23 protein-coding genes are annotated in these 26,204 nt (G+C 32.1%); 3 read left to right on the top strand and 20 right to left on the bottom strand.

Annotated elements, in window-relative coordinates; translation table 11 throughout:
• Positions 1-15: 15 nt before the first annotated feature.
• The 11 genes from AAFU52_RS24880 to AAFU52_RS24830 form a co-directional block, all read right to left on the bottom strand.
• A complete protein-coding gene (locus tag AAFU52_RS24880; protein WP_438424168.1) occupies positions 16-2,688 on the bottom strand; it encodes a M56 family metallopeptidase in 2,673 nt (890 codons plus the stop codon).
• On the bottom strand, positions 2,688-3,047 hold the full coding sequence (locus AAFU52_RS24875; protein ID WP_101449495.1) for a BlaI/MecI/CopY family transcriptional regulator: 360 nt from the start codon (positions 3,045-3,047) through the stop codon (positions 2,688-2,690). The genes AAFU52_RS24880 and AAFU52_RS24875 overlap by 1 nt, the downstream gene beginning before the upstream one ends.
• 333 nt (positions 3,048-3,380) lie before the next feature.
• Positions 3,381-4,691: a sensor histidine kinase gene (locus AAFU52_RS24870; protein WP_438424164.1), complete on the bottom strand. Its 1,311-nt coding sequence runs from the start codon at positions 4,689-4,691 to the stop codon at positions 3,381-3,383.
• Positions 4,692-5,105: 414 nt separating this feature from the next.
• Positions 5,106-5,744 (bottom strand): hypothetical protein, encoded by a 639-nt coding sequence (locus tag AAFU52_RS24865; protein ID WP_438424162.1) that lies wholly within the window; start codon positions 5,742-5,744, stop codon positions 5,106-5,108.
• Between the two features lie 106 nt (positions 5,745-5,850).
• Positions 5,851-6,789: a threonine ammonia-lyase gene (locus AAFU52_RS24860; RefSeq protein ID WP_438424160.1), complete on the bottom strand. Its 939-nt coding sequence runs from the start codon at positions 6,787-6,789 to the stop codon at positions 5,851-5,853.
• Positions 6,790-6,861: 72 nt separating this feature from the next.
• The gene (locus AAFU52_RS24855) at positions 6,862-7,518 is read right to left on the bottom strand and encodes a methyltransferase domain-containing protein (RefSeq protein WP_024772369.1); all 657 of its coding nucleotides are present in this window, start codon (positions 7,516-7,518) and stop codon (positions 6,862-6,864) included.
• Positions 7,519-7,578: 60 nt separating this feature from the next.
• Positions 7,579-7,989 carry a GlcG/HbpS family heme-binding protein gene (locus AAFU52_RS24850; protein ID WP_024772370.1) on the bottom strand — a complete coding sequence of 137 codons (411 nt, stop codon included), beginning with the start codon at positions 7,987-7,989 and terminating at the stop codon, positions 7,579-7,581.
• A gap of 126 nt (positions 7,990-8,115) precedes the next feature.
• A complete protein-coding gene (locus tag AAFU52_RS24845; RefSeq protein WP_438424158.1) occupies positions 8,116-9,354 on the bottom strand; it encodes a succinylglutamate desuccinylase/aspartoacylase family protein in 1,239 nt (412 codons plus the stop codon).
• Positions 9,338-11,218 carry a CBS domain-containing protein gene (locus AAFU52_RS24840; protein ID WP_438424157.1) on the bottom strand — a complete coding sequence of 627 codons (1,881 nt, stop codon included), beginning with the start codon at positions 11,216-11,218 and terminating at the stop codon, positions 9,338-9,340. The genes AAFU52_RS24845 and AAFU52_RS24840 overlap by 17 nt, the downstream gene beginning before the upstream one ends.
• 229 nt (positions 11,219-11,447) lie before the next feature.
• Positions 11,448-12,296 (bottom strand): alpha/beta hydrolase family protein, encoded by an 849-nt coding sequence (locus tag AAFU52_RS24835; RefSeq protein ID WP_438424155.1) that lies wholly within the window; start codon positions 12,294-12,296, stop codon positions 11,448-11,450.
• Positions 12,297-12,321: 25 nt separating this feature from the next.
• A complete protein-coding gene (locus AAFU52_RS24830) occupies positions 12,322-13,839 on the bottom strand; it encodes a M20/M25/M40 family metallo-hydrolase (RefSeq protein ID WP_438424154.1) in 1,518 nt (505 codons plus the stop codon).
• A gap of 286 nt (positions 13,840-14,125) precedes the next feature.
• Here AAFU52_RS24830 and AAFU52_RS24825 point away from each other — a divergent pair, with 286 nt between their 5' ends.
• A complete protein-coding gene (locus tag AAFU52_RS24825; protein WP_438424151.1) occupies positions 14,126-15,061 on the top strand; it encodes a tetratricopeptide repeat protein in 936 nt (311 codons plus the stop codon).
• Positions 15,062-15,170: 109 nt separating this feature from the next.
• On the opposite strand, the gene dnaN is transcribed toward AAFU52_RS24825, so the two are convergent.
• Both dnaN and AAFU52_RS24815 read right to left on the bottom strand, forming a co-directional pair.
• Positions 15,171-16,289 carry a DNA polymerase III subunit beta gene (gene dnaN, locus AAFU52_RS24820; RefSeq protein ID WP_106792799.1) on the bottom strand — a complete coding sequence of 373 codons (1,119 nt, stop codon included), beginning with the start codon at positions 16,287-16,289 and terminating at the stop codon, positions 15,171-15,173.
• Positions 16,290-16,554: 265 nt separating this feature from the next.
• Positions 16,555-17,130 (bottom strand): DUF1572 family protein, encoded by a 576-nt coding sequence (locus AAFU52_RS24815; RefSeq protein WP_438424149.1) that lies wholly within the window; start codon positions 17,128-17,130, stop codon positions 16,555-16,557.
• 312 nt (positions 17,131-17,442) lie between these two features.
• On the opposite strand from AAFU52_RS24815, the gene AAFU52_RS24810 reads away from it, so the two are divergent.
• Positions 17,443-19,395: a tetratricopeptide repeat-containing sensor histidine kinase gene (locus tag AAFU52_RS24810; RefSeq protein WP_438424147.1), complete on the top strand. Its 1,953-nt coding sequence runs from the start codon at positions 17,443-17,445 to the stop codon at positions 19,393-19,395.
• A 56-nt stretch (positions 19,396-19,451) separates the two neighbouring features.
• Here the strand turns inward: AAFU52_RS24810 and AAFU52_RS24805 are convergent, their stop codons facing one another.
• Both AAFU52_RS24805 and AAFU52_RS24800 read right to left on the bottom strand, forming a co-directional pair.
• Complete coding sequence (locus AAFU52_RS24805) at positions 19,452-20,483, bottom strand: FecCD family ABC transporter permease (protein WP_438424145.1); 1,032 nt, start codon at positions 20,481-20,483, stop codon at positions 19,452-19,454.
• Positions 20,484-21,623: an ABC transporter substrate-binding protein gene (locus AAFU52_RS24800; protein WP_024772380.1), complete on the bottom strand. Its 1,140-nt coding sequence runs from the start codon at positions 21,621-21,623 to the stop codon at positions 20,484-20,486.
• Positions 21,624-21,895: 272 nt separating this feature from the next.
• Here AAFU52_RS24800 and AAFU52_RS24795 point away from each other — a divergent pair, with 272 nt between their 5' ends.
• On the top strand, positions 21,896-22,894 hold the full coding sequence (locus AAFU52_RS24795) for a sphingomyelin phosphodiesterase (RefSeq protein WP_438424144.1): 999 nt from the start codon (positions 21,896-21,898) through the stop codon (positions 22,892-22,894).
• Between the two features lie 68 nt (positions 22,895-22,962).
• Here the strand turns inward: AAFU52_RS24795 and cobC are convergent, their stop codons facing one another.
• Genes cobC through AAFU52_RS24770 form a run of 5 tightly spaced genes read right to left on the bottom strand, consistent with a single transcriptional unit; the run spans position 22,963 to position 26,179 of the window.
• Positions 22,963-23,481, bottom strand: coding sequence for an alpha-ribazole phosphatase (gene cobC, locus AAFU52_RS24790; protein WP_035093188.1), 519 nt, complete (start codon positions 23,479-23,481; stop codon positions 22,963-22,965).
• Entirely contained in the window at positions 23,463-24,227 is a 765-nt protein-coding gene (locus AAFU52_RS24785; protein ID WP_438424143.1) for an adenosylcobinamide-GDP ribazoletransferase, read from the bottom strand. Before AAFU52_RS24785 ends, cobC begins: the two co-directional genes overlap by 19 nt.
• A 3-nt stretch (positions 24,228-24,230) precedes the next feature.
• Complete coding sequence (locus tag AAFU52_RS24780) at positions 24,231-24,569, bottom strand: hypothetical protein (RefSeq protein WP_024772383.1); 339 nt, start codon at positions 24,567-24,569, stop codon at positions 24,231-24,233.
• Positions 24,570-24,578: 9 nt separating this feature from the next.
• On the bottom strand, positions 24,579-25,616 hold the full coding sequence (gene cobT / locus AAFU52_RS24775; RefSeq protein ID WP_035093192.1) for a nicotinate-nucleotide--dimethylbenzimidazole phosphoribosyltransferase: 1,038 nt from the start codon (positions 25,614-25,616) through the stop codon (positions 24,579-24,581).
• A gap of 14 nt (positions 25,617-25,630) precedes the next feature.
• On the bottom strand, positions 25,631-26,179 hold the full coding sequence (locus tag AAFU52_RS24770; RefSeq protein ID WP_438424142.1) for a bifunctional adenosylcobinamide kinase/adenosylcobinamide-phosphate guanylyltransferase: 549 nt from the start codon (positions 26,177-26,179) through the stop codon (positions 25,631-25,633).
• Between the last annotated feature and the right edge of the window lie 25 nt (positions 26,180-26,204).

Here is a 26,204-nt window from a genome sequence, read left to right as displayed (position 1 = left end):
GCTTACTATAAACATTTAAAAATGAATTTTGATTCTGATGGCTTGTTCTAGCGAAATATCTTTGTCCTGTTCTTTTAAGGATTTTATAAACTCTGGTGTAACATTATGAATTTTAAGACTCTTTGCTTGGTCAGCTGTTATATTTTTAAACCCTATATCTTTAAAAGATTGTACAAACTCCGGAGTGACCCTATGAATTTTAAATGACATGATATCATCTAGCGGAAGATCACCGAATTGTGTCTTTTTGAATTCTTTAATATATTCTGGAGATACATTATGAATTTTAAGAGATATTAATTTGCTTATAGAGATATTAGAATATCCTATTTTTACATATTCTGAAGCAGCATTAGGAGATACGTTGTGTATTTTTAATGATTTAGCCTCATCTAAAGAGATATTTTTATATCCAGCTTTTTTAAACGAATCAATAAAATCAGGTGTCACACTATGAATTTTTAAAGCAACTACATCATTTAGAGGAATGTTATTGTAACCAGCCTTATTGAATATTTTGACAAATTCTGGCGTTACATTGTGTATTTTTAATTTGATGATATCATCAATAGGTACGTTGTCATAACCAAGTTGTTTAAATTGTTTAATAAAATCATTTGGCGTTTGTTCATCATCCTGCCCAGAGCCTGGATTATTTGTAGAACTCGACAGCGTATTTTGATTCCTTTTATTTTTAGTAGAAGAAAAGCCTTTAGCTGTTTTTACCTGGCCCGGTGTGATATCATGAATCTTTAGTTTTATAGCTTCTTGTAACGAAATATTTTTTTGCCCAGCTTTTTTATATGCCTTTATAAGTTCTGGAGTTACCCCATGAATTTTGAGTTTCTTTGCTTCCTGTAAAGTAATATTGGGATATCCGGCTTTCTTAAAATTATTTATATATACCGGAGTTACATTATGAATTTTAAGGTTTTTGGCTTCTCGTACAGTAATATTTGTATGTCCGGCCTTTTTAAACGATTCAATAAAATCTGGAGTCACATCATGAATTTTTAATTTCATATAATCATCAAGAGATAGGTTACCATAACCGTTATTTTGATATGATTTAATAAATTCAGAGGATACATTATGGATTTTAGCTTTTGTAATCTTTTTTAAGGATGTTTTGTTACCATTTAATGTATTGATGAATGAAATATAGGCAACATCAACATCAAACAAATTAAGTTTACTAACCTCTTCCATTGTATAATTCTCATAACCTAATCTGGCAAGTTCTTTTCGATACATTTTTAGTTTATCAAGCGGAAGTGATTTATGAATAATATCTTCAAAATCATCTTGATCGATTTTTAGATTTTCACGTTTCAGATAACTAAGGTAATTGTTGTCAAAACCAGTAAGGAAACAATGAACTAAATCTTTGTTATCTACTCGTAATCCATAGGATTTAAGTGATTTAATAAAAGCTTCATTAGGAACAAAAGTATATCTTCCATCACCGATTTTGTTATCAAACTGACCAACATAAGTTATAGTTCCTGCATCTTTGGTAATTTTAAATTGTTGTCGATCTCCATTAGGGAAATCTTTAAAATAGATTGGATCATAACATCTTGTCATAGACCAGAAATTTCGTTTAAGAGGCTCTGCACTTCGGTACATGATACATAATTTACCTCCTCCAACTTCGGCATCCCAAACTCCTTTAGTAAAGTCATTCTGAGTATTGGATGATATAGATTCTTTTCTAAAATCTACAGTCGGATCCATAGATTCTTTATCATAATTTACCAGTATTTCATTTGGTTTTACCGGGTTAAAAGAAAACACGGTAATGGCGAGTAGAGGAATAATGATTAGGTATTTCCACCCTGATTTTGATGTTGATTTTTTAGAATTCATCATAAGTATTCGTTTTTTGAGAAATGATTGATTGTAACTTGTCGCCAAACCTGTTGGCATATTTGGGGTGGAGACTTTTAGAAGGTTCATTTGGTAAACTTCTCTGTCCTCACCTATATTAAGCATGTTATTGTCGGTTAGATATTCTAGATTGTTATCGATGGCTCTACGGTATAACCAGGCAAAAGGATTAAACCACTGCATCATCACCAATAACTCAACTAATAACATATCGATACTATGTTTACCTTTGATATGTACTTGTTCGTGTTTTAGGATTTGTAAATAAGTATCAGGATTGTATTGACTGGGATTCATAAATATCCGGTTCCAAAACGAGTAAGGAGCATGTTTTTTATCGGTTTCTACAATTTTATAATCATCAACTTCTATGGTTGGATATTTAGAAATACGATATAATAGAACTCCTAATTGAATGATAAAATGAATACCAAATACCAATATACCTAACAGATAAATGTATAGCAGAATTGATCCCCAATCTAAAGATTTACTAACCGAAATAGTACTAATGCTAGAAGTATCTATAGTTGATGTGTCTTCAATTTTTGTACTTGTTTCTGGTGTTTTATAATCTATAACAGCAGAATTTGATGGCTGCATTTCTACTTCTTGAAATAGGGCACTTTTAAATGATAAACTTTCAGGGATCGTAATAAAAGGTAAAGTGAATGAAAGTATCACCAACGATAACAATACCCATCTGTTTAAATGGTAAAAGGTCTCTTTAGAAAGAAAAAATCTATATATAATATATGATAATCCTATTAATGCCGAGCTATGTATGATATAGTCCATTATTTCTTGTTTTTTATCAGTTGAATTATTTCCTCTAATTCGTCGGTATTTATCTTCTCTTCTTTGGCAAAGAATTTAACCAAAGCCAAAGGAGAATTGTCAAAATAATTGTGCATTACTTCGCCCAAGACTTCCTTTTGATACTCATCTTTTGATACTAAAGGATAATATTGAAAACTGTTTCCGTAAGCTACATGACTTATAAACCCTTTTTCTTCTAAAATTTTTACGATAGTAGCAGTAGTATTATAATGTGGTTTAGGATCAGAAAGTTCTTCTATGATCTCTTTTATAAATGCTTTTTCCAATTTCCACAGACTTTGCATAATCTGTTCTTCTCTTTTGGCTAACTTTTGCATAGTATCAATTTTATAAAGCAAACCTACTACTAATCTTTTAGTTTTGCAACTAATTAATTAGTAGTTCGACTAATTGATTAGTTGTATTGATGTGTTAGCTATTGATTCTAAAGGGTTTTCTAGAAGGTGTTAAAAAAATGATAATATGTTTTAGAAGAGTATATTCCTAAAATTTATAGTACCATCAGAAAGATAAAAGTGGTATTACAGTTCTTTTAAAAACAAAAAGAAGATTGAAATTAAAAGGTAAAAAGACAAAACAGAAAGTTCAAAAACAGGCAAAACAAGTTAAAATCTGATCTAGGAAATTTACCAATTTTCGTAATTGGTTATCTATTTACTAATGGTAAAATAGAAGGTAGTTCCTTTCCCTATTTCACTTTCTAACCAAATTTTTCCTTTTAGTATTTTAATAACCTTTTTTACTATTGATAATCCAATGCCAGTAGATTTCTGAGTTTTCTTTAATGATTGAAAAGCGTTAAATATTTTATTGAAATACCTTTTGTCTATACCGATTCCGTTATCTGCTATAGTAAACTGATGCTCATTCTCTAATTCAGTATAGTTAATTGTTATGCAGCCTACTTCTTTATCATTGTACTTTATAGCATTGGTAATTAAATTTTGAAATACTTGTTTGATTTTTGTTTTGTCTGTGTAAAGCCTATTAGGCATTTTTCCTATTTCAATTATTGTATTCTTAGGAACATTTATAACATCAATGATATTATTTAATAATTTATCAATGTTTATCAAGCTCCTTTTAGTTATGTTTTGTTCAATACTTGAATACTCCAATACATCGTTTATGAGTTGCTCCATGTGTTCTAAGGACAATCCTATTTGTTGTATGTTTCCTAACGTATTTTTATCCAGTTTGTTAATATTATCTTCTTTAACCCATTCAATAAGGGTTGATATGTTTCTTAATGGAGATTTTAAATCATGAGAAACAATATGTGCATATTCTTCTAAACTTTTGTTTTTATTTTTTAACTGGCTGTTAAGTTGTTTGTATATTCTTTCGTTCTCAATTCTTTTCTCGAGTCTAACAGCATTATTTAATTGTTTTGCAATTACTCTAGAGATGTTCATTAGGGTTAACAAGTTGTCGTAGGTATAATAGTTTTTTTCTTTATGCTCAGAATCAATAATACCTATTACCTGGCCATTTACTACAATAGGTACAACAATTTCTGAGTAATTAAACTCAATGTCTTCTATGTATCTTTCATCTTTAGAAGTATCATGAATCAATTCTGGAATCCCTGTCATGGCAACCGTTCCTACAATACCTTCACCAATAGGAATCACGAGTTGGTTGATGATTTTCTTATCATTTACCTTGTTGCCAAAAGCTGCTAGTTGTTCGATTGATTTGCCATCTTCTTTAATAAGGTAAATCACACAATCTTCGCATTTGAGGTAGTAACTAATATTTACAACAATCTCCCAGGCGATATCATAATAGTTGGTTTTACCTAAAATTGATTTTGCTATGGTGTTTATAACATAATCAGATTCAATTTCACTTTTAGAATAAAGTGTATGGCATGAAGACTTTTCTTTTAGAATTTTATAGGCGTTTATTCGTATTTGCTCCTCATTATCAATGATTCTATTTGTGTTTTTTTTAATCATTATGATTAGGGTTTTATTTTTTTGCTTACTTTACAAAGTAGTTATTGATTGCGCAAACGATAATTTATTAATCATTTTAAAGTAATTTATTTCTTTTGATCTTGTTAAAATTATCGATAAAACTGATGTTTATATAGTTGAATAGCGATTTAGTATCGATTATTGAAAAATGATAAATATCTAAGAAGAGGGTTTTTAATGACTATTTAAAAGTAGAACTAAAGCTAAATTCACTTTATTCTTAAAAAGACATTGCAACACTAAAGAATTAGAAAAAGGTTATGAGGAAATGTAGTCGGACTGAATACAAACTTTTCTTCTTCTCTGAAGCAAAAAGACTAGTTTTCTTTTTCAGCACATTCAAATAACAATGGTATCACTTCTACTTTTTTTTAGAATATAAGAGGTAAATATCTATTCTAATAATAACTGTAATTCATCACGATTAAGTAGTTCGGGAGTATATTCTGTTACAACCCCATAATTGAAAAATGAACTTTTCATCTTAGTACTATCTTCGATTAGATCAAATATGTTGGTATAAAAACGTTCAATTTTACCATCTTTAGTATTCATGATAAACGATGAGGCAGTAGTGATAAATTCATCTTCCTGATATTCTTTTAACCTTAATAACTTGAATTCGATCAAGGGTGCAATTGATGTGATATTTGCTAACTTAATTGGTTTGGCATATGAAGTGCAATCAAAACATACTATTAATTTTTTCTGATTTGACTTTAATTGATAAGAGATAGTAATTTCTCTATTAATCAATTTTTCAAAACCGTCCATATCTACAAAAGCCAAAGTGTCATTAGTACTTGTTTTAGCTGTGAGAACCGTTGTAAGGTAATCATCAGGCATGATTAAAACTTCTTCAACAGATAAAACGATTGCTTTTATGGTACTAGTTTTATTATCCTGACCATGAGTAGCAGTAATCTCGGTGCTCTTTTTTGATTGACTAATAGTTTCTTTTGAATTTTTATTAGTGTTACATGAGAGGCAACAAATCAAAATAGTAAATAAAAGGAGGGTATTTGCTTTCACAACATTTGTTTTATATTGGATATATAGTTTATTATAAATGTATTAAGTAAATGCTATACAGGATTACACTGTTTTCAGGGAAAATGTTGTTATGGCTATTTTAATATTAAGAAAACGGCAGATTTCCCAGATCTACGTTACCTCCCGAGATGATAATCCCAACTTTTTTACCTTTAAAACGTTCTTTATTATGAAGTAGAGCAGCAAAAGAAACAGCAGATGATGGTTCTATAACGATTTTCATACGTTCCCATATCAATTTCATTGCTGCAATAATTTCTTGTTCTTCAACTCTAATGATTTCTGAAACATACTTTTGAAGGATAGGGAAATTAATATCTCCCAATTGCGTTTTAAGTCCATCTGCAATAGTATTTATGGTTTCATTAGTTTCAATTGCGCCACTTTGTAAAGACCGATACGCATCATCAACTTCATAAGGTTCGCCTCCTATCACGATGCATTGATTACCATAGAAGTGAGCTGCCAAAGCGGTTCCTGCAATAAGTCCACCACCACCAACCGGAGTAAAAAGATACTCGAGATCCGGGTATTCTTCTAGTAGCTCCAGGGCAGCGGTACCCTGACCTAAAATTACATTTAGATCATTTGATGGATGCAAAAATGTGGCACCTTTTTCTTGTTGAATTTGGATAGCAGTTCGTTCTCGATCTTCAAGAGTAGGTGGGCATTCAATGATTTCACCTCCATATCCTTTTACTGCATCTTTTTTAACCTGTGGAGCATTAGATGGCATTACGATATAGGCTTTGATACCTATACTTTGTGCAGCTAACGACAAAGCTTGAGCAAAATTACCAGAAGAATGTGTCACCACGCCTTTAGATTTTTGATCCTCGGATAATCTTAAAATGGCATGAGTAGCACCTCTCATCTTGAATGCTCCCATACGCTGAAAGTTTTCGCATTTAAAATATAACTCTGCTCCAGAAATCTCATTAAGCAACCTCGAAGTAAGTACAGGGGTTTTGTGGATATATGGAGTAATGCTCTGATGGCAGTCTTTTAGCTCTTGTTTAGTCATTTTGATGTAATATTAATATAGAAGCCTATAATTATAATTTTATTGAATTAGCAAAAATAGATATTGTAATTTTTAACCTTTATCTCTTGATTTTTTCTTCCCGATTAGCAGTGTATTGGTTCCTTGAACCCGATTGTATTGTGAAAATTCGATATCAGGTTTAACTATGGATTTAAGAGATTCAATTTTGATATTTTCCTTCAAATTGATTCCGGCATTAAACACGATTTGTCCATCAGGTTTTAATAAGGTAATAAGGTTTTTCCAGAATTGGCTTTCATAAAACTTTTCAGGAACTTGATTATCAATAAAAATATCGATGATTATAATTTCAAATTGCGATACACAATGATCGACATATAAAAAAGCATCTTCACAATTGATTTCGAGATTGTGGTTACCGGTTATATTAAACTCGTTTTTAGCGATTTCAATAATTATTTCGTCAATTTCTACAGCCGTAATTTTTCCTTGATGATCAAATGTATTCCTAAGGGTTTCTATTATACTCCCACCGCCAAGTCCTAGTAAAAGAATTTCACTATTGGTAGAAATATCTATTTGCGAAAGTCCGTAGCTAAGTAATTTTTGTAACGATCCATAGGAGTAATTTGCATTTTGGCTATCCAGTACTTTTTTACCGTTCATCCATGTGAGCTCTAACGTTCCGTTAATTTTTGAAGGAACTTCTTTGGTAAATGGCCATAGATAACTTAATAATCTCTTCATGTACTTTTGTGCGCAAAAAAAATGGGCTGTTTAATTTTCTTACAGTTGGTATTATTTTAATTAGGCATACGTACTTAATGCTGTAGTACCAGCTTCGGCTACGGCATGATCGTTTTCTATGCTGCTACCACTTACTCCAATTGCCCCTATTATATCTCCCGAATTGTTTTTAATAGGAACACCGCCAGGAAAAGTAATTAATCCACCATTAGAATGTTCTATATTGAATAGAGGACCTCCCGGTTGTGAAAGCTCTCCAATAACACCAGTGTTTTTACCAAAAAGACAGGCAGTTCTCGCTTTCTTAATTGAAATATCTGTGGAGCCTAACCATGCTTGATCCATACGAGCGAAGGCAATAAGATTTGCCCCAGAATCTACTATTGCGATATTCATTTGGGTATGTATAGCTATTGCTTTTTCTTTTGCAGCGACAATAATTTTCTCGGCTTGTTCTAGAGTAATGTTCATTATTTTTTTGTTTGTAAAATTGTGATTCAAAAGTAACGTTAACTATTTAATTTCATGATGTTTTTAACACAGATCAATAAACTTTATAATTTTGGAAAGAAGAGATTATTATACTCAATTCAATTACTATTGGTTAAAAGTTTTACTCAACAAATTTCTGCTCTTACTCCATGAAGTATAACGATATTCTGTGTTTTTTGAAGCACTTTCTCTGTTTTTTAAGCTTAAGTGTGTTTTGTCTACCTGTTTACTTCGGTACCCCAAAAGGTGAAAAAATTGTTTTGTGAAGAAACGAGCAATCTTAAGATCAACCGTAAGTTCATTTTTTTTATTTGAAGTCCAATGAACACCGGGAAGAATAGTAATTATATTATCAAAATGTGCTTTACGAAGAATTGTTGACAGCTTCAAAAATATCGGATGTACGCTATGAATTGCAAAAAAACCATCGTTACCTTGATTTTGATATAGCGGCATAAATATTCTGCCGTTTTTTGAAGCAGTTATTATCTTTCCATTACTATGAGCAAGTTGTTCTCCTTTTTGGATATGCTGAAAATTAACAAATCCAGGCTTCATTTTAAAGACTTCATCTTCTTTAATTTGATAGCGCCAATAGATTTCATAAATTCCCATAGGAACTTCTGAACCTTTAAGCAGAAGATTATAATGATAATTATAACTAATATCTATTTTTGTGATACTATTAGCAAAAACCATAGTAAGGTAGATAAATGAAATATGATTTTGAATTGCAGCCGGATCGTCATGTTGTCCACCTTCAAAACCAAAAGACACATATCCTAATTCATTAATATAACTTAGTAATGGGCCATCAAGATATTCTTCTATACCTAATATCATGGGTATGGGATATTGCATGGTATATTTTCTATTTAGCAAGCTATCGTTTACTGTAAGAAAAGGTATCGTTTGGCTTGAGGTTGTATGAAGATCCATAAAATAAAATGGGCCATTTTCAATATTAAGTATTTTTTTGATAATGTGATAGATATCACGTTGTTGTTCTATATCTGTATTTGGATCAAAATCATTGTGTTGCTCAGACAAGTCTTTAACTCTATCGATGTTCCACAAACGATTTAGATCTTCTTTTTGATATCGTTCACCTCTTGCTAATGCAGGTAGGTTGCCACTTATTGCGTAAATATTTCCCTTTATATTTATCTTCTTGTTTTTTATAACGTTTAATACTTTGTGTAGCGCAAATATTCCGGCAGGTTCATTGCCATGAATACCCGCAATAAAAATAAGAGTAGGGCCAGGTTGTGACCCTTTGATATGCCCTATTATACGTTCAATTTCAATAGACTGATCTAGTGCTTTACTATAAACTTTTACCATGGTCGAATGCTATTATGTCTTTTATAGTAATAATCCCTACGAGATCTTGTTTTTGAACCACCGGGAGGCAACCAATCTCATGTTTCTTCATTATTTGAATTGCTTTTATTATGGTAGTTTTTGGCTGAACCGTTACTACTTTTTTAACCATAATGTCGGATACAATACAGTTATCATTATTTTTTTTCTGATCCTGAATATTTTTTACATGATTCCAGGTTAATAACCCACAAAGTTTTCCAGGTTTATTTTCTACAGGAACATGATGAATATTTTTCCATTTCATTATGCTTGTAGCCAGGTTTGCCAAATCGTATTTGTCAACGGTAAACAATTTGGTAGACATGATATGTCCAACCAGTGATGCGTCTTTGTGTTTTTTTGATAGTTTAGTTTTGAGTATTGGCCATTCATGACCTGGTAATTCACTCTGCTGATTTTGATATATTGTTTCGGTTAATGTTCTTAGTGCATCATCCCTTTTCATGTTTTTTTGAAATGAACGATAGCTTCTGATATTCCAGTCTGATGCAGTGATACCTTTTGCTCGTTTTTCTATGATTTGCAAAAATCGCTCTATATCGTTAGCATCTACATTTGCCTTTTCTAAACCAGAATGAGCTATAGGTAATAGTTCTTTTGTTACCAGATCTTGAATAGAAATATGGCTGCCCATCCAATTTAGAATAGCATCTTTTCCGTTTCGGGCTGCTTTTATAAAATTTCCTTTAGCGTCTCTAAAATCCATACATTTTGACATATCATCAAACTTTGATGGACGTCCAATCATCAACCCGACCCAGAAAGCAAAATTTGCAATTTCATCAAGAGTAGTCGGTCCTGATGGAATATAACGATTTTCGATTCTAACATGAGCTTTTCCTCCTCCAACGCCATAGCAAGGACGGTTCCATCGATATACAGTACCATTGTGTAAAGAAAGTGCTTGTAATTTTGGGATATTCCCTTTTTTTAATTCTGAAAGCGAATTTGCTGTTATATCACGTGATAAAACAACTTTGTGCTGTGCAATATCATTTTTAAAAATCTCTACAACAGATCCTGATGCCCATTCATTACTAAAACTTACTCTGGCTCCACGGTCTTTTAAAGCATAAGAAGAGCTTCTGATATCCATACTTTGACGAAACAATGCAATTCGGGTTTCACTCCACAATTCTCTTCCAAATAATAAAGGTGAATTTGTACATAGCCCAAGAACAGGGCCCGATATTGCCTGTGCCCAATTATAGCTAGAAACAAAATCCTGAGGAGGAATCTGAAGATGCATTTGGAAACTGGTATTGCAAGCTTCAAAAAGTACAGATTTATGATGTATACTCAATTCATCCACATTTCTAATATGAAGCTCAAAATCTGTGCCTCTTTGAGTTCTCAGGATATCATTCAAAGCAGAATATCTAGGGTTAGAGGTCATATATTCTAATTCTAGATGACGCTTTCTAATAGTTGGTAAAATACCAGTAAGTACTATTTTGGTATCAAATTGAGCGGCTGTGATTTTAGCTTTGGTAAGTAATCGGTTTAATTCATTTTCAACTGTAGAAAAACAATCTTTTTTAAGTTCTAAAGGATCCAGGTTGATCTCCAGATTATATTTAGCCAATTCTGTTGTAAAATGAGTATCATTAATTGCTCTTAGAATTTCTTCTGCATTTTTTGCAGGTCTCCAATTATTATTAACGAGACAAAATTCTTGTTCTGCACCGATACGAACAATATCTTTCTCGATTAAATCTTGCTCTATCATGATTTCCAGAGCTTTGATATCATCAAGTAAATGTTTTATAAATTCGGCTCGGTTTTTTTGATCAGTACTACTATGAACATTGTGCTCTCCCATAATAATGCGTATTGTGATTATAGTGAATATTACAGATATTGTACTCACTATAATTAATTATAAAAAGATACCGATATGATCTTATGATCAGCGGTGGTTTTAAAAATATTGACTTTTTTAGTAAAAAAAAATGCGATTTGTCATAGTTCTTTATTTTTTTACGATTAATAGTGAAGAAATGATTTATAAAAAATAGAAGAAATATAAAAATAAAACAGAGAGAGTTTATCTATATAGCATCAAACCAGATTAATGTTTTGGCCCAAAGGGTATGCTTAAATTTTCTGCTAAAAAAACCAAAATGACCTATTTTGTCTATAGGAATTTCATGGAGTTGTATCATTTTGATTTCTTTATCCGATTTTTCAAATAGATCATGTATTCTGGTAATGGCAGGCCTTGTTCCTATAGGATCATCCTCTACACCAAGAGTTAGAAGTTTTGATGTACAGGTATTATAATAAAAGGTAATGCCAATAGCTTCCATTTGCTTTTTCATATCAGCATGTCGTCTTCTATTATTCCATTGCTCGATTACACCTTTAGGAACATCTTCTAATAACCCTAATTTTTTTCCAGGAAAATAACCAAATAAATTTGTAAGCATAGGAAAAATAATATGCCATAAAAAGTAGATTTTAGTTCTTTGATTCTTAGACCAATCCTTATAATATGCCGTCTGTGCTCCAATATTGATAATTCCACTAATCTCATCACTTTTTTCGGTCATTCCTATAATTGTCCCTCCGATGCTATGACCTAGGGTTACTATTTTGTGATTTGGAAACTCTTTTTTAGCATAATCAATCACTCCAGAAAAATCTTTTTGCCCCCAATCTGTAAAAGAAGCCTTAAAACCACTAAGTTTTTTGGGCCTTGAGCCTGCTATCCCTCTATAATCATAAGTAATTACCTGATACCCATTTTTTGCCATGTAAGTGGCGTAGTGATGATATAATTTTTTGTCTACAGCTGTAGCAGAATTTATAATTAACACTTTGTTTTTATCGGTGATTCCCTCAGAAGGGTAAACCTTTCCTGATAAGGAATAATCATCTATGGCAGGAATACTAATCATTTGCAAGGGTTTTGTTGATGTAATGTTATAGTTTTTGTGTTAATATCGCTGTAATTGTTTTAATACCTTCAATATAATTACCAAGCCTGATATTTTCATTAGGGCTATGTTGATTATTATCCTTGTTTACTGTGGGCACAATAACAGCAGGAATATTTAGGGTATTTACAAATGGTGAAATAGGAATAGAACCTCCACCAGTACGAATTTGTACAGGAGCTTTACCAAAAGCTCTTGTCATTGCCTTTCTTAACCATTTTCCAATTTCAGTATTAAAATCGGTTCTAAAAGCATCGTAAGCAATTTGATAGTTAAAACGAATGATTTTTGGATATTTCATCCTCTCATCTTCAGTAGGGGTGGTATCTATAATATGATATCCCTGATCTAAAATGTGTTGTTTTACCATATCAACCATATGTTGTGCATTGGTTTCTTTAACAAGTCTTATGTTCATTTCTGCGATAGCACTAGAGGGTATTATTGTTCGTCTTTTAGTACCTACCCAGCCTGATTGTATTCCCAAAATACCTAAAGACGGATATTGTATAGATTCTTGATATGTATCTGCAATATTATCTATTGAAGCGATTCCTAATTTTTTCCTAATTGTCTTTTCGTCGTCGGGAACTTGGTTTAGGATTTTTTTTGTTTCTTCCGATATTTCAATACCATCATACCAACCTGATATTGCAACTCTTCCGTCTTCTTGCATCATCGATCCTAATAGTTGAGAAAGACGTAATGCCGGATTGGGCACATAGTTACCATAATGACCACTATGTTGTGGTGCTCTGGGACCAAAAACCTCGAGGGATAATGTCGTTATTCCTCTTGCTCCATATGCCAGTGTAGGTTGATTAGAAATATGCCTGGGACCATCAAAAATGACAAGCATATCCGAAGCTAATTCCTTTTTGTAATCTATTACAGCTTTGGGTAATCTGGGAGAACTAATTTCTTCCTCAAAATCCATAATGACTTTAATGTTGTAGTTAGGTTCATACTTAAAATCGTTAATAATATCCATTGCTTTAAGAAACATAACAACCGGTCCTTTGGCATCAGATGTTGATCTGGCAAAAATTCTCCAGTCAGGATTAATTTCACCATTTAATTTATCCAATGGGATAGTGTTCCATTTTTCAACATTATCTTGTTCTTTTAGTACCGCTTTATATGGATTTTCCTGAAACCATTTGGTAGTATCAACAGGTTGGCCATCTACTTGAAGGTAAACTAATACTGTTTTCTTAGCATCTTTATGTTGTCTACCGGCTAATAGTAAGGGAATTTTTTCTGTTGAGAGGCGTTTGGATGTAAATCCACGATCTTTAAATGCTTTTTCACACCACTTTATATTTTTTTCTATGTCTTTTGGATAATGAGCGTCATTAGGTAAACTCAAAAGCTCAACTAATTCATTAAAAGAAGTCTTGGCATATGTAAGTGATAGTTTATCCAGTTCACTGTCTTGTAACTGTTGTGCAGTAGAGGAGAAGATGAAAAAAAGCAGAGTGGTTGTAATGATACATCGAGTCATAATCATATGTGTTGAAGAGTTACACCAATTTAACTATAAAATATAGCATTCAATCTCGCTCATTTTCGGTTCTATTTTCTTGTTCACAATCTATGGTTATACAAATTAATCACAGCAGCTTAGAACAAAAAAGCAACTTCGTTTTCTGTACGACATTTTATAGTTAAATTGGTATTAGGTGTTACCGGTAATTGTAAATGTATATAAAAGATTAGAATAGCTATTTTTATTTTAAATAACCTTAACAAGTTTTCTTATATTGGATTCAAATTAAACCATTTAGGCTATGCATACTCATAAGTTAATCCTGATTTCTTCTTTAATACTAGTGTTGTGTTTCTCTTGTAAAAAACAAAAAACAACTGATGTGATAAAAGAGAAAGAAAAGTCTGCCGTAGAACGAGTAGATAAAAAAGAGGCTATTACATCGCTTTCGCAAAAAATGAGCAATCAATATGAGAAAGCAAAACAGGATTTCCTGGCAGATTCGGATGATATAGATAATATTATCTGGTATGGAAGAAGAACTGCATATTTAGGGAAGTATAAAGAAGCTATAGAAATTTATTCTAATGGAATTAGAAAGTACCCTAATGAAGCTCGATTATATAGACATAGAGGACATCGTTATGTTTCAATACGAGAATTTGATAAAGCAATACATGATTTAGAGTTTGCAACGACATTGATAGAAGGAAAGGAAAACAATATTGAACCTGATGGATTACCTAATGCAATGAATATTCCTGTAAGTAGTTTACATGGAAACATATGGTATCACCTGGGCTTAGCATATTATTTAAAAAACGATATGAAAAAAGCGTATCACGCTTATCTTAATTGTAGAAATTTAAAATCTAATGATGATAATACAGTCTCGAGTACAAACTGGTTATACATGATCCAAAGAAGAATGGGAAATGAAGATCTTGCAAGAGAGCTATTAGATTCGATAACAAATGATATGACGATTATCGAAAACACAAGCTATTATAATCTTTGTAGATTCTATAAAGAGAGGATTACAATCGATTCGTTACATACAGGAAAAGATGCACCTCAGGATGATGCAACTCGGTATGGGATTGCTAATTGGTTTTTGTATAATGGGAACAAAGAGAAAGCAAGAGTACTTTTACAGGAAATTCTGGAAGGAAAATCACGAAGTTCTTTTGGATATATTGCAGCAGAATCTGATTTTTCCAGGTATTTTGGGGAGTAAATGTTACTTTTTTAAGAAGCTAAGAAACTATTTCTGATACTCATTAAAAATAAAAGTCCAATCCTATTAATAGGATTGGACTTTTAAATATAAGTAATTATTTATGATCTTAGTTATTCAACATCACTGGCATTACCAGCATGGTTACGTGCTCTCCTTCATCTAATCCATCGATTGGAGTAAGAATCCCTGCTCTATTAGGTAATGACATTTCTAGTTGTACTTCATCTGCATTAAGATTGTTAAGCATTTCGCTTAAAAAGCGAGAGTTAAAACCAATTTGCATATCATCACCTTGGTAATCACATGTTAAACGTTCTTCTGCTTTGTTAGAATAATCGATATCTTCTGCAGATATATTTAGTTCTGCTCCGGCAATCTTTAATCTAATCTGATGTGTTGTTTTATTAGAGAAAATAGAAACTCTACGTACAGAATTTAAAAATTGAGTACGGGCTATAGTTAATTTATTAGGATTCTCTTTTGGTATTACCGCTTCATAATTAGGGTATTTACCATCAATTAACCTACAGATTAACTGTGTTTCATCAAAAGAGAATTTTGCATTCGATTCATTGTATTCGATCAATACTTCACTATCACTACCTGCTAAAATTCCTTTTAGTAAGTTCAATGGTTTTTTTGGCATAATAAATTCTGCCGCTTGAGAAGCTTTGATATCTTCTCGAGTATATTTAACTAATTTATGAGCATCGGTAGCAACAAAAGTTAAGCCTTCTGTAGAGAATTGAAAAAACACTCCACTCATTACTGGTCTTAAATCATCATTACCAGTTGCAAAAATAGTTTTGCTTACTGCTGTGGCTAGGATATCTCCAAGTAAATTTGTAGAACTGGGATCTTCTAATTCTACCGCTTTAGGAAATTCCTCACCGTTAGCATAAGCCAAGGCATACTTACCGTGATTAGAACTTATCTCTATTGTATTATTATCTGCAGCGACAAAAGTTAAAGGTTGCTCAGGAAAAGTTTTAAGCGTTTCTAACAATAATTTAGCAGGTACTGCAATAGTTCCCTGATCAGAAGATTCTACTTCTAATTTTGCAGACATGGTGGTCTCTAAATCAGAGGCAGATACAGTTAATGCATTATTGTCTAATTCGAACAAAAAGTTATCTAAAATTGGTAATGTATTGCTATTACTAATTACCCCTCCTAATACCTGTAGTTGCTTAAGTAAGTAAGAACTGGATACTATAAATTTCATCTGTTTTTCTTTATTATTTTTTGGTTGTCAGAATTTGTGCTGATACAGATCAGTATGAAATTTGCCAATAATCATTTCAACCAATCTACCGTGAGGTAGGTAAGAATCAATGTAGTTGCCATGGCTCATTTCATATATATGTGTGACTAATTACGTACAGTTTTACGCAAATATAATCGTAATCTGTTTGGGATTTGGTATTGAGAAAACCATAGTTATTAACAAACCAAAGGGAGTTATTGACTATTTTATGAATTCGGAATAATTAATTGGTGTCATCTTTCATGAGCTTATCTGTATAATGTGCTTTATGCTTGGGTTTAGCAAAGCGTTTTTGATTATAAGCTGTAGATTTTCCTTTTGGGATAGATAAACTTTGCCATTGTTCACTAGCAATCATTTTCCCGAGAAATACGATTTGCCCTATATGATACGAATAATGCGCTAATTGCCTGTTGATTGCTTCGGTAATACTATGTTCTATATTACGAATATAGATAGGCTGGTCAATATTATTTTGATCGATACTTTCTAGTGCTTCAAAAAGGCATTGCCATCCATCATCCCATTTGGTTAGAAGATCTTCTTTAGATTTAATGTCGTTTTCAAATTCGGCATCACGTTGCCTCCATTGTTTTTCTCCATCTGTAGTTAAGAAGTCTGTCCACCGGGATTTCATATTACCCCAGAGATGTTTTATAATAATGGCTATGCTATTACTCTCGTTGTTATATTGCCAAAAAAGCTTCTCTTCTGGAATTTGGTCTATTGTTTTTTCTCCCAGAGATTTATAATAAGCAAACTGTTTTTGGATTCCTTCTAGATATTCTGACGAGTTCATTGATGTATACTTTTACTTTAAAGATAAGGTTTTAAATGAATACTTGATTTCTAATTGTTAGAAAATAGAGTGTTTGGCTTCGAATTAGTTATCAGTGATGTATGGGTGTCTATCTAGAAATATTTAAAAAGAAGAATGGAGTATATGATCCGGTCGGGAATTGTAAATAATATCATTTTTTTGGATGCTAAAATTCACCTTACTATAGATATTGATATAGAAATAGAGGTTAATTCCTTATTTTTAAAGATATTATTGATCTTTTTGATAAGAAAATATCATAGAGTCCCATAATAATGCTTACTATAAAACATGACTATATTTTCAAAACCTACACTCGTATTCATTTTCTTGATTGTATACAGTATTGCAAAAGCTCAGACAAAAGAAGGGGGTAATTTAAAGATTCCAAAAAAAGATCATGAATTACTTGAACAGGCCAAGAATTATTTGGAAGAAGAAAACGAGGAACAAAAAGAAGCTTTTAGAATAAGTCATGATGTATTAAAAAGAACTAAAAGTGAAAAAAATAAGGTAATTGCCAATAGTATTTTGTCTAAGTATCATTATTATAAATACGCTACTGATTCTTCATTGTTTTATGCTAAAAAAGCTGTTGGGTTAATAGGAAATAAACAAGATTCACTATCTCTAAAGTACCTGTCCTCTTTATACACAACCCTTTCAAATGCTTCTAGAGATAAAAATTTGATTGAGGCAAGTAAAAAATGGGCTTTAAAGGGAATCGAAACTGCTCAGAAATCTGGAAACCTTGAGGATTTGGATAAGCATACATCAAATTTGGCAATCACTTATAGACTTGTGGGCAATATTCCTAAGGCCCTAGAGCTTCTTGAATCTACTCTTAGTTATAGAGAAAACCCAAACCGTTATGCATCTATTGCCATTTGTTACCTAGAATTAAAAAATTATACAAAGGCATTGTTTTATCATAAAAAAGCATTGGATTATTATATTACTACTGATAATAAAAGAAGTGAAGCAATCACATTATTGAACATTGGGGCGGTGTATATGGATATGAATGAGGATGATATGGCTTTAGTTTATTTTAATAAATCACTGCCTATTGCTGAAGAATATAACTATCCTTTAATAATCCTCAATAATATGCTTAATATTAGTGAAGTTTTTCAGAGCAAAAAAGAATTTAAAAAGGCCAAAAAGGGATATAATGAGGTATTGTCCTTGGCTCGAGAATCAGGATATCTTGAACAACAATTATATATCTATCAAAGGCTAAAAGTTATTGCTTTGGAAGAAAAAAAATATAAAAAAGCTCTAGATTACACAGAGAAGAAAAATCAAATACAAGATTCTATACATAACTTGCAAAAGGATGAAGAGGTTGCCAAACTGGAAATACAATATGAGACACTAAAGAAAGAAAAGGAAATAACGATTTTAAAAAAGAATCAAGAGTTTAAGGTTTTAGAAATAAAAAGGCAGCAATTTCAAAAACAAACGCTTACCTATGCCTTTATTGTGATCTTGATACCTCTGGCAGGTTTACTTTTTCTATATTATCAAAGGTTAAAAAATCAAAGATTACTGCATAAGAAAGAAAAAGAAATAGGAGAACAAAAAATAGAAGCTTTAATAAGAGGTCAAGAATTAAAATTAATTAAAAATTCTATTAGTATTCAAGATAAGGAACGAAAAAGAATTGCCCAGCAACTTCACGATAGAATAGGAGGGAATCTTGCAGCAATAAAGCTTCAGTTTAATTCGGTCAAAAAAAAATCAGAAAATTTAGATGTAATCTATCAACAATTAGATGAGACCTACAAACAAGTTAGAGAGCTTTCTCATGACCTTATCCCAAAAAAATTCAGACATAATAACTTTATACAATTATTAAAGGAATATATGCAGAATATTGGAAATGCCAGTAAATTAAGTATCCATATTTCAACCTATTCAGAGCATAAAATTAATGAAATAGACCATTCTTTTCATAATCAATTATTCTCTATTTTTCAGGAACTCATAACAAATACAATAAAGCATGCTAATGCCCGAAAAGTTGAAATTCAAATCGATTTTATAGATGATCTTACTCATATTATTTATGAGGATAATGGTAATGGATTTGATATCTCTGTAACATCTTTAGGTATTGGTTTATCAAATATTGAGAGTCGAATACAGAAATTATCAGGTGTAATGCATATTGACTCTCGACTCAAAAGAGGAACGATTATTACTATTGAAATACCTAGGCTTCTACAACAAGCCTTTTAATCTTGTAGAATATAGTTTATAGATAACAATATCAGGGTTAATGCAAGGGAGAGATTTTAAAACAACATTTTTCGTTTTCGAACCAATAACCAGATGACTACGGGAGCACCAATTAGCGAAGTAATAGCATTAATAGGAAGTGTATATTCGCTAGATGGTAGTTGTGCAATACTATCACACACCAGCATAATAATGCTTCCTAGTAGTATTACAGCAGGGATTAATGTTTTATGATTTGAGGTATGAAATAGTTGCCTTGTAAGATGAGGTACAGCTAGACCAATAAAGGCAATCGGTCCGGCAAAAACGGTAACGCTACCGGCTAATAATCCTGTAGCAACAATAATCAGAAAACGACTTGTCTTGATATTTAGCCCAAGGCTTCGAGCATAGTTTTCTCCCAGAAGTAGCGTGTTTAGAGGTTTTATGGCAAGGATGGATAATAACATTCCTAATAATGATATACCAGAAAATATAAGTACATCATGCCAGGATAGATTTCCTAAACTTCCAAATCCCCAGAAAATATATCGTTGTAATTGATCGGCAGGAGCAAAGTAGGCCAATACACTTACTATAGCAGCTGTAATACTTCCGAACATAAGTCCGATAATAAGTATTGCCATTGTATCTCTCACTTTAATTGAAACAAGCATTACGGCAAACAATACTAATATACTACCCAAGCTGGCTGCAATAACCAATCCCCATTTTGAAATTAAAAAAGATGATACTGCAACTCCGGTAAATGCGCTTCCTAATATCAATAGTGCCACTCCTAAACTTGCTCCAGAGCTTATCCCGAGTACAAAAGGACCTGCCAATGGATTTCTAAACAGGGTTTGCATCAGTAATCCAGAAACTCCAAGTCCACTACCTACAATTATCGCGGTGAGTGCTTTTGGTAATCGATAATCAACAATAATATGTCTCCAGGCTTCTTTTTCTACAGTTCCCCCTACCAGGCTACTTAACGTATCCAACCATGGAATAAATACTGAGCCTAAGCTTATATTTGCAACAAAGCAAATTAACAAAAGCACGACAATACTTATAAAAACACGTTTATATGATTTGGTTGGGGTCAATTAATTTAGTTTTTCAAAAAAATAGGGTTCATAATCGGTTAATAATTCTGGATGGGCAATTTTAATGATATCTTTTAAAATTAAGTCGGGCCGCATAGGTCCTAATTCATAATATATTAATCCTCCTTTAGAACCCATCTTTAAAGTTGAAGAATATACGGCTTTATTTTTAAAGGCATCGAATAAAGTATACCGATGGTTCTTCGCTTTGAGCTCATCGAGTGATTTAGAATTTCCTGATCCTATCCATAGCTCTGCCTTTTGCGCCTTTTCAAGTACACTTTCAAAACTTAATGCCAGGCTTCCGCTTTTTTTAACGTCTTCCCATAAATATGTAGTATTAGCATCTTTTAAAAATTTGGCAACAAAACTACTTCCACCAGGAACATGCCATATATCCTTAAACATATTGCCAGATAAAACTGTTGGAGAAGAAGTTGTGTTTTTGGCTAAAGTAGTTGCTTGATTGTATTCTTTTTTAATATTTTGAAAGATATCTTCTGCCATTTTTTCTTTGCCAAAGAAAGCAGCCATAAATTTTATCCATTCTGCCCGACCTAAGGGATGTTCCTCTAGCCAGGAACCATTAATTACCACAGGAATTCCCGTTTTTTGTATCAGATCATAGGCTTTTGTATCTCCAGAGGAAGAAAACCCAACAACTAATTCGGGAGAAAGCTCAAGAACAACTTCTGTATTTAAATTCCATTCTTCGCCAAGTTCTTTAATTGCACCAGTATTAATCAAAGCACGTGTTTTTTCAGAAGAAATATAATCTGTATGTGGAAATCCTACTAATTTCTCTTCAAGATTCATATACTCTAGTATTGGAATATCTGTAGTAGATGTTAGAACAACCCTCTCTATAGGCACTTCAATAAATATTGCATCTGGAGATTTGAATGGTTTTTCTGTTCCTTTTGGATGTAAAATATATGTAAGTCCCTCTTTTGCATCCGGCCAGGGTGTAGTAACCTTGATTTCTTTATAGTTTTCACGATTTTTAATAGTAAACCCTGAAGCGTATTCAATATTTTGAGGGGCCAGATACATTACGGTGAGTGGAGTAGTATCCTTTGGTGTTTTCTTACAAGAAGTACCTAATAAGAATAGTAAAGAAATGATAAAAACAGTACGCATGAGCATCATTTTTTTGTAAAAATAGTAAATCAGAATAAGTTTGGGTCTAAAGTAGCATTTCATTATTCTATAGATAATTTATATACACTTTAGTAGCAACTTAATAAATAGTAAAAAAAATGTTTTATGAATCATTTAATTAAAAAAATAATGATTATTTGATAAGCAAAACAATTTATAAACCGTCATTTAACTATTTGTTCTCTTTAAGCTAAAACCGGAAAACTGCTAAAAAACGTTCTTTGATATTTAATGCAAATGCATAAATAGATATGAAAAGTTTAAACTTACATTTTACTTTTTTAATAGTGTTATTGTTTTTTTCATGCTCTTATGAGGAAAGCAATATAGAGGATTACGAAAATGAAAAATTTCAAGAAGATAAGAATAGGAATATAGAAAGTTTAACGATAGTAAGCTACAATATATTTCATTTACCTGGTATTGCACAAATAAAACACTATAAGGAAGAAGAAAGGTCGACAAAGCAGCTACAGGTTTTAACAGAAATGGCACCTTTATTAGATGTTATTGTTTTTCAGGAAGGATTTAACAGACAAGCCGAGACATATCTATTTAATAAATTGAAGGAGGTATATCCTTATAATACAGTACTTGTTGGCCAATATTGTAATACAGGTTCTTATTGGAACTCTATTAATGGAGATTGTTCTAACAGTCTCTTTGTTGTTAATGGAGGGGTAAGAATTTTTAGTAAATATCCGATTGATATTAAAAGGCAATACGTGTTTAACAACTCTGCATACGGAACGGCGGATTATTATTCTAATAAGGGTGCAGTATATGTTGAGATTACTAAAAATGAAAAAAAATACCATGTTGTAGGTACACATTTACAAGCAGATCAAGGAAATTATAATGGAACTTCTGTTCGGTTAAAGCAATTAGAAGAGATTAGAGATTGGGTAAATAGTTTAAAAATACCAATATCAGAACCTTTAATTTATGCGGGAGATATGAATGTGGAATATACAGATACATTTTCATATAAGGATATGAAAAGTATTTTGAATTCTAGAATATCATATTCTTTTAACCCTTCTACAGAAGCAGGGACCTATTCTAATACCAATACTTTGGTTAGAAAAGAATATCCAAATTATAATAATACGTTAGATTATATTTTAATTAGCAAGAGTCATAAGCAACCAGTTTTTATACCTGAAATGCAGATGCTTCAATTTGTGAAAGATGGTAAAGATCTATCAGATCATAATGCGGTAAAAACAACATATAGTTTCAATAATTAATCATGTTTAAAACAATAAATATCCTTGCATAAAATATAGGGCTATTTATTAATATACGTGCAATGAGTCTAAATAGCAATTACATCTCCGTATGCTATTTTGATAGAAAAAGAATCTTTAAGGTCTATTTGTTGGAGGTTAGCAAGTAACGCTCTCATGGGACCGGCATGGGTTACTACGGCAATTTTTTCTTCAGAAACATGATCCAAAGAGGTATAAAAATCCAAAATTCGTTCTTGTAGTGTGATATATGACTCCCCATTTGGGACTTGTATATTTACAAAATCATTCATCCAGGGGTCTATTTCTGAACTATGTATAGCATCCCAAGGTTGTAACTCCCAATCTCCAAAATTTAATTCCTTAAGTCGATTATCATAGATAATTTCTTTTTTGAATGTTTTGGCTAATAGTTTACATCGTTGTAATGGGCTACTATATATCGTAGTAATTTCATGAATAGGAATACATTGATGTATTTTTTCTACTTCTGTAGTAAATGTATCTGTAATTCCGATATCACTTTGCCCATAGCAAATTCCTTTTTCAATATTTGGAGTAGTATGTCTTACCAGATATATTTCCATAATGCTATGCTAGTAAGATAAAATACAATTTCACTAAGCTGTTGGACAGCACCTGCACAATCTCCTGTTTGTCCACCAATCCATTTTTTAAATTTGGCTGCTAAGAACATTTTTGACAAGTACATAGGGATCAAGGTAAGAAATATCATGGGATTTTTGAAGAAAAATAGGGGAGCAATACCAAATATACCACTAATCAATAATGAACGTATACCTATGCTTTTTGCTGCCGGTTTGGCTTTACTGTTTTCTGTATCTCTTACATAAGAATGTGTAAAAATTAAGGAGGTAGCTATAAAACGGCTTAAGGCATGTCCAGAAATTAGTATTAGAGGGATGAAATACGTTTCTATTTCTCTTAATGCTGCAAATTTTATGCTTAGAATTAATACTAGTCCAATAGTACCATAGGTACCTAGACGAGAATCTTTCATGATCAAAAGTATCTTATCTTTGGTCCATCCACCACCAAATCCATCACACACATCGGCGAATCCGTCTTCATGAAAAGCGCCTGTGGCATAAATAGTAGAAAACATAGATAGTAGTATTGAGATTTCTCCCGAAAAAATAAAAGAAGCTCCGTAAAAAACGATAGCACCAATACTTCCGACGATGATTCCTATTAGAGGAAAATATTTAGAACTTAGACGTAAATTTTCAGAATCGTGATTTACCCATTTTGGACAAGGAATACGAGTGAAAAACATCAATGCAGTAAAAAAGATGTGAATTTCTTTTTTCATGATTTATTTAAAATTAATGTCCATAGTAGAATCCTCTACAAGATATTGCCACAATGGAATTAAAGCACTAATGATAAGTATAAAAGCTAGAATTATCCCAATGCCTCCAACTTTGTTTTTCTTTAAAAATGAAATGACTCCAAAATAAAGGCTTAATAATCCAATACAAACAGAGGTTATTCTAAAAGTTTTGGCAACAGTGAATATATAAGAATTTAACTCAGAAGTATTTTTTGATGATTCAATTAAAATAGAGTACTGCCGAGACAGATCAATAGTATACCAGTATACGAAATACATTCCGACAATAGCGATAAATATGGATAAGATTCCTTTTTTCATTGTGTTAAACTATTCACTACCAGAAACTCCAGCGCTTTCAAAACTAGCCATAGTATTAAGAAAAGTAACTGCAGATTCTATAATAGGATAAGCTACAGCAACTCCTGTTCCTTCTCCTAATCGCATACCAAGATTAATTAATGGTTTTTTATCTAAAAACTCATACATCTTTTGGTGTCCTTGTTCTTCTGATGTATGAGCAAATATGCAATAATCTAATACATTTTGATGCATAGCATATGCAGCTAATAAAGCAGAAGTAACAATAAACCCATCTATGATAATAGTCATTTTGAGTTCTGCTGCTTTTAAAATTGCTCCGGTAATCATAGCAATTTCAAATCCTCCAAATATAGTTAGTGCTTCAAGTGGAGAAGAAGGTATATGTTTTTGGTATACTTCAGATAAAATTTGTTGCTTGATTTTAATAGCTGAAGTATCCAGACCTGTTCCAGAACCTACACATTCTGCCAAAGGAACCTTTGTGAAATATGACATCAATAATGAAGAAGCAGAAGTGTTTCCGATTCCCATTTCGCCAAAACCTATAGTGTTACAGCCATTATTAAATGTTTCTGTGACCAGATCAGCACCTTTTTGTATAGCTATGGTACATTGTTTTGCGGTCATAGCAGGTTTTTCTTGATAATTTTGAGTACCAAAATCAATTTTTTCGTGAATGATACCAGGGATATTTTCAAAATCATGATTAACTCCGGCATCTACTATTTTAAGAGCAATATGATGTTGCTTGCAAAAGACATTAATAGCGGCTCCTTCATTTACAAAATTATAAACCATTTGTGCGGTCACTTCTTGGGGATAAAGGTTGACTTCTCTTTTTTTTGCAATACCGTGATCACCGGCAAAAACTAGAATAGTAGGCTGATCTAAACTGGGTTGGTCCGTGTTTTGAATCATACCTATTTGTAAAGCTACTGTTTCAAGTACTCCTAATGCTCCAACAGGTTTTGTTTTAGTATTAATTTTGTTTTGAAGAGTTGCTTCAAGGGTATTATTAAAGATAGGTTTTATATCAAAGTCCATGTATATTTTGGTTATTAAGAGTTTTTGATTTCAACAGGAATACCAGAAATCATTAATATTGCTTTATCGGCATGACTAGCTATATGTTGGTTCATCCAGCCTTGTAGTTCGGTAAATTTTCTACCAATTTTGGTAGTAGCGTGAACCCCCATTCCGATTTCATTAGAAATGATAATTATAGTCGCATTTATGTTTAATAGTTTATCAAATTCTGCTTTTGCTTGCGACAGTGAGAGCTGGATGTCATTTTTTGTATCCATATAGTAGTTGGTAAGCCACAAAGTAACACAATCGATCACAACAACACTATCTTTTTTAACAACTTTAGAGATTTCTTTTTCTTCTTCAATAGAGATCCAACGATCGTCGCGATCTGCAATATGCCTATCTATACGTTTGCGATGATCATCATCCCAAATGCGTGAAGTCGCTAGATAATAAGGAGTGTCGGATAACTGTAATGCCAGACGCTGTGCATAGCTGCTTTTACCAGAACGTTCTCCTCCTGTAATGTAATACAACATTGAATTGGTTTTAGAGATAGCAAAGGTAATCGAATACATTATTTATTTGTTAAAGTAATCCGAA

Origin of the sequence: Aquimarina macrocephali, from assembly GCF_051627225.1 — a bacterium.
GTDB classification, from domain to species: Bacteria; Bacteroidota; Bacteroidia; order Flavobacteriales; family Flavobacteriaceae; genus Aquimarina; species Aquimarina macrocephali.
This window is presented reverse-complemented; position numbering and strand designations above follow the sequence as displayed.